The sequence below is a fragment of the Bacillus sp. UNC41MFS5 genome (assembly GCF_000686805.1).
The window spans coordinates 948,219-962,570 of the sequence record NZ_KK366017.1 but is presented as its reverse complement, the minus strand read 5'-3'; the positions used below and the strand labels follow the sequence as shown (position 1 = coordinate 962,570).

General features: G+C 37.7%; 9 protein-coding genes. All 9 read right to left on the bottom strand.

Features of this window, described 5'->3' with window-relative positions:
* Positions 1 to 23: 23 nt before the first annotated feature.
* Entirely contained in the window at positions 24 to 1,256 is a 1,233-nt protein-coding gene (locus BR30_RS0121065) for a response regulator transcription factor (RefSeq protein ID WP_026566720.1), read from the bottom strand.
* A gap of 34 nt (positions 1,257 to 1,290) precedes the next feature.
* Positions 1,291 to 3,108: a cache domain-containing sensor histidine kinase gene (locus BR30_RS0121060; RefSeq protein WP_026566719.1), complete on the bottom strand. Its 1,818-nt coding sequence runs from the start codon at positions 3,106 to 3,108 to the stop codon at positions 1,291 to 1,293.
* 12 nt (positions 3,109 to 3,120) lie between these two features.
* On the bottom strand, positions 3,121 to 4,131 hold the full coding sequence (locus BR30_RS0121055) for a substrate-binding domain-containing protein (protein WP_026566718.1): 1,011 nt from the start codon (positions 4,129 to 4,131) through the stop codon (positions 3,121 to 3,123).
* Positions 4,132 to 4,217: 86 nt separating this feature from the next.
* Positions 4,218 to 4,454: a hypothetical protein gene (locus BR30_RS38085; RefSeq protein WP_026566717.1), complete on the bottom strand. Its 237-nt coding sequence runs from the start codon at positions 4,452 to 4,454 to the stop codon at positions 4,218 to 4,220.
* A gap of 34 nt (positions 4,455 to 4,488) precedes the next feature.
* Positions 4,489 to 7,233: a family 43 glycosylhydrolase gene (locus tag BR30_RS38725; protein WP_051633705.1), complete on the bottom strand. Its 2,745-nt coding sequence runs from the start codon at positions 7,231 to 7,233 to the stop codon at positions 4,489 to 4,491.
* Positions 7,234 to 7,328: 95 nt separating this feature from the next.
* Entirely contained in the window at positions 7,329 to 9,299 is a 1,971-nt protein-coding gene (locus BR30_RS34150) for a family 43 glycosylhydrolase (RefSeq protein ID WP_197032375.1), read from the bottom strand.
* A gap of 243 nt (positions 9,300 to 9,542) precedes the next feature.
* Positions 9,543 to 11,426 (bottom strand): substrate-binding domain-containing protein, encoded by a 1,884-nt coding sequence (locus BR30_RS38070; protein WP_155928752.1) that lies wholly within the window; start codon positions 11,424 to 11,426, stop codon positions 9,543 to 9,545.
* Entirely contained in the window at positions 11,426 to 12,631 is a 1,206-nt protein-coding gene (locus tag BR30_RS0121030) for a response regulator transcription factor (protein ID WP_026566715.1), read from the bottom strand. Before BR30_RS0121030 ends, BR30_RS38070 begins: the two co-directional genes overlap by 1 nt.
* Positions 12,632 to 12,665: 34 nt before the next feature.
* A complete protein-coding gene (locus BR30_RS0121025) occupies positions 12,666 to 14,315 on the bottom strand; it encodes a cache domain-containing sensor histidine kinase (RefSeq protein WP_269320639.1) in 1,650 nt (549 codons plus the stop codon).
* Between the last annotated feature and the right edge of the window lie 37 nt (positions 14,316 to 14,352).

Genomic DNA, 14,352 nt, shown 5'->3' with positions numbered 1-14,352 from the left:
CGAATTTAACTAAATAAACTATATTACAACAATTCTGTACTAGCTGTCGAAACAGTAAAACCGGCACCTTTTCGATACTGATTGGGAGAGACACCCATTACTTTTTTAAAAGCTGTACTAAAATAATGCTGCGTGTCATAACCAACTTTTTCTGCGATTTCAAGAATAGTAAGTTCTGTGGAATTTAGCAGCAAAAGTGCCTTGCTGATTCGCATATTTGTAATTATACTAACAAAAGAAGTCCCTAATTCCTTTTTCATTATCCTGCTTAAATAAACAGGAGATACGTGCAGATACTGTGCCAATGATTCCAATGTTAAATCTGTGTCTGAAAAATGTTCGCTAAGATAGGATCTCGCTCGCCGGACGATCGGTGAGATTTTTAAATTTTCATAAATCATTGTTTCGCAATGTCTATAAATTTCAGAGATCACAAATGTTTCTCCTGTAACTTTCTCAAAGTGCATATTCGGTGTCGTGGTCATATAATTTTTTAATTTCTTTGATAACAATAATACGAAATCTTCTTGTTCACATCCCCAAATACAAACGATTATAAACCCTGAAGGGTCACGAAAAACAACTTTTTGGAAAGGTTCAAGTACATCAGCTACGATATTTTCAGTAAAATTAAATAATTGTTCATTATTTTCATTCAATAAAGGTTTATTGATATAAATTTCATGACATTGGATAAGACCAATCTGTTTCGGGCATTGTATAGGCAATTGTAAGAATTTTAGTTGTTTAATAATATCAGATTCTGTCAAATTCCCTTTCATCCACTCCTGACAAAAGTTTTGCTGTAAGAGAGGGATATTTTTAATAATTTGGTCTTTCGCTAGTGCTAAGTACTCACTTTGCTGCTCTCTTTCCTCCAATTGACTTCTAATACGCTGAAGGACGTTTTTCAATTGATTGGGATTTGCAGGTTTGAGAATATAATCATTAACATTTAAGCGTAATGCTTCTTGGGCATAAGTAAATTCGTCATGACCTGAAATAATGATAATTTTACAGTTAGGCAACCTTTCTCGAACATGTTTAATTAAGGTCAAACCATCCATAATAGGCATATTCAAATCTACCAGCAATATGTCTACTGAATATTCGATGGCAAGTTCGAATGCTTCTTCTCCATCTTCTGCTTCTGCGACAACCTTCATATGAAGTTCTTGCCAATTGACCGATTCACGAATACCTTCCCGAATAATCGGTTCATCATCAGCAATCAATACCTTCCAATGATTTTGCACACAATTTTCTCCCCTTTCGAACTCTATCATCGCTTCATTTTTCTAAAATGGCAGGAAGCACAACCTTCACTGTTGTACCCTTACCTATTTCACTATCAATTGATATACCGTATGCATCACCAAAAGTCAGTTTAATTCTGGCTTGAACATTAATCATTCCGTACCCGAAATTGTCACTTCCTTTATAGTGTTGAGATTGAGTGAATAACGTTCCCAATTTACTTCTTAGGGCTTCCAACTTTTCATTTGGAATTCCCTTCCCATCATCTTTAACATGAAAAACTATATTTCCTTCTTGTTTTTCTGCTTTAACAATAATATGACCAGGCCCTCGCCTTTCTTTGATTCCATGATATATAGCGTTTTCTACAATGGGCTGTAATACAAGTTTTAATACATTGATCTTTTCGACATTTGAAGCAATATCTAATGTGTAATGTAATTTTTCTTGATATCTAGCTTTTTGGATCTTTAAATAACTGCTTATATGTTCCATTTCTTCTTTTAAAGGAATTATATCGTTACCTTTACTTAACCCAATACGGAAAAGCCTTGATAACGACTCTACCAATTCAGCAACATCTTCTGCACCTTTTTTCCGGGCCAACCAATGAATTGTGTCTAATGTATTGTAAAGGAAATGAGGTTTAATATGGGCCTGTAGACTACGCAGTTCAGCTTCACGTTTTTGGCGCTCTTGCTGCTCATTTAGTGTAATAAGTTTGTTAATTTGTACAAGCATCGTATTAAAGCTGCGTCCAAGTAACCCTATTTCATCCATTCGTTCTCCTTTGTAACGGACAGAAAAATCTCCTAACTCCGCTTTTCGCATAAACGACATGAGTTGCCTGATGGGTCTTGACATAGAATAGGATAAATAATAGGAGGCCCCAAGGCCAAACAAACACACGAAGAATACGAAACTAATCACATAAAAATGAATTTCCCTTACCTCGAATACTGATTCTTTTGTAGAAAATACACCCACAGTTGTCCAACCGGTAAAGGGAGACTTTCTGTAAATGAATTGAAGCTTATTGCCTTTGACTTGTTTAGAGAAATTGCCGCCTTCATTTGAATGGAACCAATCAATTGGAATCTTGTTTAGAAAGGGCTCGGATGGCGAGTAGATATTTTCGCCTTTATCGTCAATCACCATTAAATAACCGGTTTTCCCTAAGCGAACATCTTTTGTTGCTTCCGATATCACTCTCAGTTTCATATCAATTAATATAACGCCCTTTACTTGCTGGGTATCAGGGTCTAAAATAGCTCGTACAACTGACACAACCTCGTCATCCTTGTAATGTACATGGCTAGTTATGTTTCTGTTAGAGGGGTGCCCTAAGATTTTGAAAATCCCTTCACTTTCTACAGCAGCTTGGTACCACGATTCTTCCGTAAGGCTTTTCTTTGAGCGGGTATACATGTCATTACTCATGTACTGACCATTGCTGTTTACCACTAGAATGCCCGCTGCTTCTGGATACAATGTTGTAAGCCTTTGCAGAAATGTTTGTATCTGATAATCATCATTTAGCCGTTTGCCTTGCTGACTTTTTTTCTCGTACAAAAATTGCTTAATTTCCGGGTTAAAAGCTATCAAATAACTCATGTTTTGCATGTTACCGGCGTAGAAATCCAGTGTTTTATTGACCTGACCAATTAGCTGCAGTGTATTTTGATTCACTTGTCTCTCTATAATGTGGTTTACAGTCCATCCTGTCAGAAACCCAAGACCAATGGAAGGCAGAATACTGATTAACATCAATAGAATAATTAACTTAAATCGTATTGGAAGATTGTTTATTATAAAAAGTTTATTTTTGTCCAATTTCTTCAAATCTCTCATATTCTTGGTGGCTCACTTTGCATAGTAATTTTCTACATTTTCCTTAGTAACAATAGAAATCCCTGTATCTACATATGATGTCATTTGAGGTTGATCTGAAAATTCACGTTTTATTATTGGAGAATTTTTATGTTGGAGTTCAAATAAAAACAGTAAAGACCAAAAACCCATCCTCCAAGTACCTTGAGCCAAGGTTGCAGATATAGTACCGTCTTTTATCAAATCCAGAGTTGGTTTATCTGTATCAAAACTTACAATTTTCACTTTTTGATTTCTCTTTAGAAGACCAACGGCTTCACCGACCCCAACCCCTCCATTGGCTTCTGTAGCAAAAATACCCTTCAAATCCGGATGCTTCTTTAAGAGGTCCATGGCAACCTTACTTGAAACAAACTGATCTCCCTTTCCATCTTTTACTGCTATCACCTCTATTCCTGCAGTTTTCTTAATTGTGTCTAAAAACCCCTTTGTTCTTTCCTGATGATTTAATTGATTTGGTGATGTTATAACAGCCACTTTTCCTGTTCCACCCATTAATTCAACTAATTTTTGAGCGGCCGCTATGCCAGCTTTATAATTATCAGTGCCCAAAAAAGAAGACACGTTGTCCGAGGGAGCACCTGAGTCAAATAATACAATAGGAATACCCACATCCTTTGCTTTTTCAAAAGTATTAGATAACGCGTCTGGGTCGATAGCAGAAATCGCAATACCCGCTGGCTTTTTGGCTATTACCTGTTCCATCACAGTAATTTGTTCATGTATATCATGCTGTGTTGCTCCACGGTACTCAACTGATACATTCAACTTCTGAGCTGCATCCTCAAACCCTTTTAAAGAGCCTTTCCAATAGTCAATTCCTGACTGGAAAGTAACCATTACGTACTTTTCACTAATTCCCTCTTGGCTTTCTCTTTGAATTTTCTCTATATGTGATAAGTGCGACTCATTAAAATGATAGTCATACATATAAAGAAAGTAGGAGATTAATAGAAAGACATAAATTAATATTAGTTTTTTCACTTATGAACCCCCTTCCAAAGTTCATAGAGTAAGCGATTACAATAAAAGTTCACTGTACATACACTTCAAACTGTCCTCTCCTCTTTTTAGAGGACTAGCGCATTCTTTTCTCTTTGAATGATTTTAAAGAAAAAAACAATAAATGTATTTATAAAAATCACCAATTGTTTATAATAATTTGCTATTTTTGATGAAGCTAACGTTGTAAGGTAAATTGGATTATTATTATCATCTATGATCCCACTGGGGAGAGGATAAATACGAAGAAGCCAAGGCTTTTTTAAAAAGCACTTGGCTGATTTGGCATTTCTATTTTTACTCATATATTTTTGATACTACCTATTACATATCCTAGTTTTATTCCAGAACTTTCGGTGCCGATACAGGCTTTAGTGATGAGGATTCAATATCATCACCTTCCCAAACAAAGACCTTCACTTTGTGACCATCCAATTTGGCTGGCAGCTTCATGCTCAAAGAGAATGAGTTCTTAGAACCAGCTGCGATACTTTGGGTCTGAGACTGGGTGTCCACCAGTCGATTATCGTTGTCATACAGAGCCATTGTCACTAAAATAGACTGAGCTGTGCTCTTGTGACTAGTAACCTGAACTTTAGCACCTAGCTTTTCCTTTGGTTGTAGTTGTTTTGAACTAAAATCAGTGACGACCGAAAATTCAGCATTGTCATCAACAGTCACATTCGCGTTTACTGAAATAGCAGGTCCAGGTACGGCTCCATTTACAGGAACACTTGAGAAATTCGGTGTACCATCAGCATTCCAAGTTATTCTCTTCACCCTAGTATGCCGGTTTGGATCATACAGGGGATCCCCTTGAATATCCTTGTAGGAGCGGGCATGATAAACGAGAATATCCGTCTTTCCATCTTCCGCTACAGTAAAAGTATTATGTCCCGGTCCGTAAAGACCCGTTGTTTCATCGCTTTTCAATACTGGTTCTGGCGATTTCTTCCATGACTTAGGATCTAATAAATCACTAGTATCCGAAGCGGTCAATAACCCCAAGGAATAGTTAGCATCGGTGGCGCTTGCAGAAAAAGTCATGAATATTTTTCCGTTACGCTTTAATATACTTGGTGCCTCATTGACCCAATATCCTTGTCTTTCCCAAGCGTAATCCGGAGTAGAAATCATTACTGGGTTTCCAGTAATCGTCCATGGATTACTCATTTCCGCGATATAAAGATTCGAATTTCCGCCATCCTTTTGTGCCCAGGCGAAATAACGTTTGCCATTGTTCTCAAAAGTGGTGGAATCTAAGGAAAAATTGGTGAAGGCCGTACTGCCTGCTGGTTTTTGCATCATGCCTTTTTCTGTCCATGTTCCTGTAAGTGGGTTCGCATCTCCGCACTCGAGAACATATGGACGAATTTTCCAAATATCTTCCGCTGCTCCCGCTGCAAAGTAAATGTACCATTTTCCATCGATATAATGGATTTCAGGGGCCCAAATATGCGCTCCCATATCTCCTGTAGCGTGTTTGGTCCAAATTACTTTTTCCTCTGCTGTGGCAAGGCCCTGTAGCGTTTTTGCTCTCCGCAATACAATGCGGTTATATTCAGGAACCGATGCTGTGAAATAATAATAGCCATCAGTATGTTTAAAAATGTGAGGATCTGCTCTTTGCTCAATCAATGGGTCAGTATATTCGTAGGTTGTCGCCTCCCCTTTAACGGTAAAGGTTCCGGTTTTGGTATAATCTTGTTTTTTCACTTCTGCCCAATCCACATTAAGTGTTCCAGTAGATCCGTCACTATAATGTACATCTACAGTAGGTGGAAGCTGAGGCGCGGTGCCCTGTTTTGTCTTCACGTTCACCTCGTCAACTTTAGCAATCTTAGTAACACTTATATTGGCAACAGGCTGGATTTTGGTACCATAAACTGATCCCTTGACTTCAAGCTTCCCAGTTTGTGAGAAATCATCATTTGAAATAGGGTTCCACTCTACATCAAGTTGCTCAGTATGACCATCGAAATGGTGTACGGTTACCTTCTTAGGAAGATTAGGCGGGAAATCTACCATTGTTCTTAGATTTACCGGTTCAATAGATACGATGCTGTCAGCCAGCACAGTAAACGTAAAGTTTTTCGTTTCTGAGTATCCATTCCGGTTAATTGTTGCTGTTAAGGATACATCTGCATCCTTTTGGTCTTTTGCAGGTCTTGTCACTACACCTGTATTGGAAATTACTGAAGGAGAGTCAGATTTCCAAGAAATCGATACCCCACCGTCAGCAGTCACAGGTAATTTTAAATCTTGAATGACTTTTGAAGTATCACCAAGAGTCAGAGTTCCTGCAACCCTTCCAACGGCTTCTTGGTCGGTCATAGATTCTGAGACAACCTGCTGGATTTCTTCAGCACTCAATCCTCTGTTATAGATGCGGAAATCACTTACTTTACCGTCTAAATATGGATCAGGCCAATTCGATTTTCCAATATAGTTAGAGGCGGTTTGTCCAAAATCAGACGGTTTCTTGGTTGAAGTTCCTGTGGCACCAACCTTGCCATTAACATAGATTGTGTAAGCTGATCCGGTTTTACTGATAGAGATATGTGTCCATTCACCGACCTTAGGAGCACTCGGAGTAGCATCTGCAACTCGTCCTACTACATCCAAATATAAGTTTTCTGTAAGGAAGATTTTTCCTGCATTCGCTCCTGTTCCGAAATCAAAAATTCGAGTCCAATCTCCTGTTTTTGAATCCAAATATACCCATGTGGAGATCGTGAAATCATCCAGAGTACTCATAATACCTGTTGGCAGCTGCACATATTGGCTTTTCGTATGATCAAGATCAATACCCGTCCTACCAGCAACTGTAGTCAAGGAAGCACCGTTCATTACAGTGGCATCCTTGCCATGACCAGAGGCATCGGCTATAGCTGTCCCGTTTATCTGATTAAATTTATACCAAGTTGTTAGTCCTGCTTCAGATGCTGAAACACTCCCAGTTGCCTGTTCAACTGCGCTAGTAGATTCTGGATTTAATGTTGCAGCCCAAGAAGGAACAACCGTTGTTGGAACCGTCAATAGTGTGACTGCCAGTGCACAATGAATTGTTTTTTTCAACTTCATATTTAATCCCTCCTTATGACATAAAGTTACTTTTTAGATCATTGATTGTTTCTCCTAAACTAGTGATTTAATACCTAGTTAAGTATTCCAAGATTTCATTGATTTTGTGGACCGGGCTTATATTGGAAGCTGGTATTCACTATTTCACTTAAGTCTGTACCACCCAGACTGACATTATATTTACCAGCTGCATGATTCGAAAGTGTAAAGTCATAACTGAATTTACCATCATTTTCCGAGGTAATTTGATCAAGATAATCCAATTTACCATTTGGCGCTGTAACTCTAACTGCTACATCCGTACCTTTTTTCTGTGTCAAATAGCCTTCGATTAGAACTTTTCTATTATTCACAGATATTTTTAAATCCTTTATAGTTGCAGGCATCTGTTTTTCTACAGTAATTGTAGCCGAATCAGCGAATTGCCCTTCGTCAGTTGTAGCAAAAATATCAGCTTTACCCGGAGATTTTGCAGTAATTGTAACGGTTGTCTTTCCATCTTCAGGATTATAAGTTGGATTAGAAATGGATACCACACTAGGATCACTGGATGTAAAAGTCACTTTTTGATCAAGTGCACTATTTGGTAATACAACAGCAGACAAATTGCTTTCATCATTTTGTTGCAGTGTAACGCTATCAATATTCAGTTGGACATCCTTTACATCTGCTTCTGACATCTTAAAAGTTGCATTCTCTTTATCCCCGTCGGTATTCACTTGCTCTAACTTCAATAAGTAATCTTTTTGCTTAATATATAAATTCGGGAAGTTATATGACTGGAAGGAAGTCCAGTTCGGATCCGTTAAACCAGGCACCTTTTTAAATGTGGCATCAGCTTTGAATAAATTTGTACCGTCATTTTTTACAAGTGCGAGATCATTATTACTATGTCTTAAATAATATCCTGGCTTATTCACAGCCTGAATGGAAACATAACCCTCATCTGAATTAGCTAAACCAGGAACGATTTCCCATCTGGAATCAAAGTTTGAATTATTTAATACGTCTAAAGGATCAATCCGTGCATCATTGTTATAGTGCCTAATATAGCGGTCTAGGAAACTGTACGACTGCAGCTTTTGTCCTTCACCATCTAAGCCTGTTGAAGTAGGGACAACTTTTTTTATTGTGCCGTCGGGATTGTAGTATAATCGATCAACGGATACTGAACGCCTGTATGAACTTCCAGTTGGCAAAGCAGCGGTATGATAAATAATATAAGACTTTCCTTTGAAATCAATAATGGATTGATGACTTGTATTACTATTGTTTTTATCATTAGGGTCTGTGGTGAACGGATCCATAAGCGCCCCCTTGTACTCCCATGGACCGGTTGGGCTCTCACTCATTGCATAAGCTAGACCTTCTGGCCAATTATGTGCAAATGATAAATAATATTTGCCATTCCGTTTATGAATCCACGGAGCTTCTGTGAAACCACCTTTCAAGTTATTGATGGTAACCTTTTGAATATCCCCGTCTAGCTCAATCATGTTCGATTTGAGCTTTGCATAGTATGGATACGAATTTCCCCAGTATAGGTACCCCTGTCCGTCATCATCGATCATAACTGTAGGGTCAATATCATCCCATGAAATGTTGGATGTGGTCATTTGATTGGTAATCAATGGCTTTCCAAGTGCGTCCTTAAACCCTTCAGTTGGACTTTGGGAGGTAGCTACACCAATACAATATCCACTACCGTCCTTATTATTAGTGGCCACATACCAATAATAGGTACCATCTCTCTCGATTACTTGACTCGCCCAAGCGGCATCTTCCTTTGCCCATGAAAAGGTATCCTTGACGCTGAGAGATCCTTCTTGTTTCCAATTCACCATATCTGTTGTAGAATAAATGAGCCATTCAGGCATGTAATAAAAGTTCCCACCTGCACTCGCTTCATCATGTCCTGCATAGAGATAAACCTTGTCACCTTGAACGAGCGCAGCCGGGTCTCCGGTGAACTTATCCTTAATGATAGGGTTATCCGCATAGGCTGCAGTTGAAAAGGATGATAATAGTAGTGTTGATAACATAATTTTCGAAACTACTTTTTTCATAGGGTTTTGTAATACCTCCTTAAAAGATAATATTTAAACGCTTTCATATGTGAGAGTATATCAAATCGGTTGTAGACAATCTTTATAAAAATCTACGATATTTTATAAAATACAACACATTATTTTTATAGCAAAATTTTATTGATAGAAACTTTGCTTACTAGTTTAATTAAGTATATAAAAAAGAAATAAAGACCTTAAAACCACTTTTAACGTGGTTTCAAGGTCTATCCACTAGATGTATTAATAAGCCCGGTTAACGAAATCCCGCTTGGCGTTCTCCTGACTAAAGATCCCTTCCTCTGTGACGATTTTGACCGGAATCTCTTTTCCTTCCGTATAATCCATTATCACTTTCATTAATTCGGGCCCTAACAAAGGATTACACTCCACCGTCAAATTCAATTTACCTGCAAACAGGGCATTAAATGCTTCTTTTGTAGCATCTACTGATATGATCAAAATGTCTTTACCAGGCCTTTTCCCATACTCTTCAATTGCCTCAATCGCTCCCAGCGCCATGTCATCATTATGGGCGTAAACTACCTGAATCTTATCCCCATACTTTTCCAAATACTCTTTCATCACACTTCTTCCTGCTTCTTTTGTAAAATCCGCTGATTGGGATGCGATGATGTGATAGTTTGAATTATTTTTTAGAAGTTCCTCAAACCCCTTTTTCCGATAAACAGCTGGTGAAGAACCCCGTGTCCCCTGCAATTCTACAATATTAATATCTTTTCTTACTCCTTTAGTTTGTCCTAAAAGCCATCTCGCCGCTCTCCTTCCCTCTTCCAGAAAATCAGAACCAATCGAGGTCAGCCAAAGTGTATCATCTTTAAGGTTCAATTCTCGGTCCGTCAGAATTACAGGGATTCCAGCCATTTTTGCCTCTTTCAAAACATCTTCATACCCCGTTTGTACAACCGGAGAAAACGCAATAATATCCACCCTTTCCCGAATAAAGTTCCGAATAGCTTTTATTTGATTATTCATACTTTGGTTGGCATTTTTAAATTTAAGCTCAATTCCAAAGTCTTGGGCGGCTTTTTTGATAGAGCTGGAATTGGCGGCTCTCCAACTACTCTCTTCACCAACTTGTACAAATCCTAGTTCAATCTGATTTTTTGGTTGTTTAGGAATATTTAATGTATTCTGCTTTGTTTGTACATATTGGTCCACATTATCTTTCGTAATTTTATTCACACGTAAAAGTATTTTTTTGGGAATACCCGATTTGCCTTGTAAAAGATCCATTGCATACTGAATTGATTCATTACCACCAGTCCTATATGCGAAGGTCCCCTTCAAAATGTTACGTCTAACCAAATCAAGTCCTCCATTATCACCTGCTAGTCCATCCACGCCAATGATATTAACTCCTTGAATTCCCTTTTTTTCTAATGCCCTATGTACCCCAAGAGCCATTGCATCACTATGTGCGAAGACGAAATTGATTTTGCGGTTCTTATTTAGCCTCTCTATTACCTCATCTTCGGCTTTATCTCGATTCCAATCTGCAACTATCGTATCCACCTGGTGAATATTAGGATGATTTTCGATTATTTCATTGAAGCCCTTACTTCTTTCGATCACTGGAGGTGATTGGGAGAGTCCTTGTATTTCTACTAAATTTACTTTTTTATCTCCAGCCAGATCTGCCACCAATTGCCCGGCGTTTCTGCCAATGACCTCATTGGCTGGTCCAATAAATAAGCTATAATCATACCCGTCGATTGCTCGTCCTAAGACGATAACCGGTATTTTTTTATGCACCTTAGCGATTATAGGTGTTAAACTTTTAGAATCATTAGTGGAGATAATCAACAAGTCAATCCCAAAATCAAGCAATTTATTAATATCTTGCTTCTGTTTATCAATACTATGAGCTGCATCAGTATAAATCACATGTAGATCTTTATATCGATCTGATTCACTTTTTATTTCATTATTCATAGCTACTCGCCAAGGTTCAGTTAAATTTGCCTGGGACACACCTATAACAAATTTTGTCCCTTCATTCGACTGGTGAGAAGCATGCGCTGCTTTATAGCCAAACCATCCAAGGATTATTAAGACTAAAATTGCCATCCAATATCTTTTCTTAATCCGAAACCCAGCTTCCACTAATGCCCTACCTCCTTAACATAATTAGAAGGAGATACCCCCATTACCTTTTTAAAAGCTGTACTAAAATAATGCTGAGTGTTATAACCGACTTTATCCGCAATTTCATAAATTTTGTATGATGGGTTTTCCATAAATTTAATCGCATATTGAATCCTGACTTGGGTTAAGTAATCGATAAAGGAAGAACCTAATTCTTCCTTTAAAAGCCGACTTAAATAACTTGGACTAACATTAACTTCTTGAGCTACTTCCTGCAGGGTTAAATCTTGTTTGTAGTAATGTCTCTCAATATATCTTTTAGCCAAAATAACCACAGGCATAATCATAGATTGTTCGTTAAGCCCTTTGATGAAATGACTATAAACATCTGGGATTTCGGTTGGTGGCTTTTCTACAACTTTTTTGGCTATCATTATTTTTTTACCTGTCAACTTTTCGATAAACTCTTCAATTTGGTCACATAACAGATCCATTGGCTCTAACTCTTCCGTAGGTATCATTGCTACGATATGATTGCTTTCATCCCGGAAAACAACACGTGGCTCGAAAGCATCGAGTAATTCATCGATAATGTTTTGCATGCTAAAAAACAATAGGTCCATTTCCCAAGCATCTCCGATATTTCCTTCTACAGCTATCCTGTTTGGCTTAATTACAAAAATCCCAACTTTTTCCCAATCTAGACGAAAATAGTGGAGCTGCTTATGAATTTCCTCTTCATTTAACTGCCCTTTAACCCACTTGCAGAGAAAGCTGTTTCTAACCAAATCGACATTCTCTTCCAATTGCTCATTCATCCATTGGACCAATTGATTACTTCTTCTAGATTCATTCAAATGGTTGACCGCTTTGGTAACTGTTCTTTTCAGGTCATCAGGATTAACTGGTTTTAGTAAGTATTCAAATACATTTAATCGAAGGGCCTCCTGTGCATAAGAAAATTCATCATGTCCACTGATTATAATAATAATGGAAGAAGGCAGCTCATTTTTCAGTTTTCCAATCAATTGCAATCCATTAAGGAAAGGCATATTGATATCCAAAAAAAGAATATCAGGCTTAACCTCCAGGGCCAATTCAAATGCAGTCTCCCCATCTTGAGCTTCACCTGCAATTTGTATATTCCATTCATCCCAATTCAGAGATTTTTTCAACCCTCTAATGATTTTAGGTTCATCATCAGCAATAAGTAATTTCAACATTTCCATTCCCCCTATAAAATGAAAGAAAAACCTATCAGCTTAACCCCTCTCGGACGATTGGGTGCCAAATCTCTACCGTTGTACCTTGATTTTCTATGCTATGAACAATTAACCCGTAGTCATTTCCAAAAGAGAGTTTAATTCTTTCATTTACATTCAACATTCCATATCCGCTCGAATCTTCACCGCCTATCATCCCTGTTTTTTGCAGTCGTTGATTTAATTTTGCTATCATTTCTGGATTCATTCCATTTCCATCATCGGTCACACTGAGAAGTATCCTGTTTTCAATAATCTTAACTTGTATCAAAATTTTCCCTCGGCCTCTCTTCGTTTTAATCGCATGATAGATCGAGTTTTCTACTAGGGGTTGTAAAATGAGTTTGAGAACATAAAGTTCTTTCGCTTCCTCCTGCACATCAATAACATAATCAAACTTATCTTCATATCTAGTCATCTGAATAATCAGATAACTTTCTATGTGCGCAATCTCTTCTAATACCTTTATACTTTCTTTTCCCTTACTCAACCCAATCCTAAAAAGTTTTGTCAACGCATCAATTACGTCCATAATGTCCTTTGCTTGATATTCCATGGCCATCCACTTAATGGTATCAAATGTATTGTAAAGAAAATGAGGCTTAATTTGCTCTTGCAGAACTTTTAACTCTGCCTCACGCTTTCGTTTCTCTATCAAATTAATGAGATTGAGAAGGCTTTTAATCGATTCAATCATACTATTAAAACTGTCACCAAGCTGTTTAATCTCATCTTCATTTTTACTTTCAAATTTATTGTCCAAGTCTCCTTGTGCTGCCTTTTTCATTAGCGAGCTAAGTTGGCTGAGAGGCCTGGTAATCGACGATGTGAAAAAAGCGGCTGCAAAAATGGCCAGAATCAACACAACCATTGCAATAATTCCAGCAGTCCATCTCATATCCTTTATAAAAGCAAGGGTTTCGTTAATTGAGAAAACTCCAACAATCTTCCATTTTGTATATTTAGAGTAGTCATACATCACCTGGAAATCAGTATCTTGAATGTTTTTATTAAAACTTCCTGATTTTCTATTATTAAACCAAGAATCCTTTATACGATATACGATTTTATTAACTGGGGTATATACAATACGAGACTGTTCATCTATTACATAAACAAACCCATGTGCACCAAAACCCATGTTACGAATTTCATTATTGATTGTATCAAGCTTCCAATCAATCAGAATAACTCCCAAAATTTCACCTGTTTTTTCATTTATGACCGCTTTGGTAACCGACAGTACTTCGTCCGCGCTGTATTTTGGACTTGTGGTGAGGTTCCTGCCGATGGGCCTGCTTTCCAAATGAATCTCAGAAGGAGCTTTAGCCGCTTGCCTATACCAACTCTCATTGGTTAGAGGATCCCTTGTCGTTCTGGACATTTCATTACTTATTAACAAGTCGGACTTGTTAACTATTAAAACCCCAGCAATCTCTGGGTGTGTATCCGTATACATTTTCATCTGCGTTTTAATTTTAGATTGCAGACCCGCAGAGGACTTTTGTACGAGCAAAAAATCGCTTACATTTTTGGTCCTGCTTAAATACTCTGTAATATTTTCTAATTCCTTAATATGTGACTCAATATTTTTTTTCACTTGCTCAATATCTTTCCTCGTATGATCATTCGCTTGCTGTTCAATCTGCTTTGAATATTGATGAGCTGGTAATGCTGTTGAG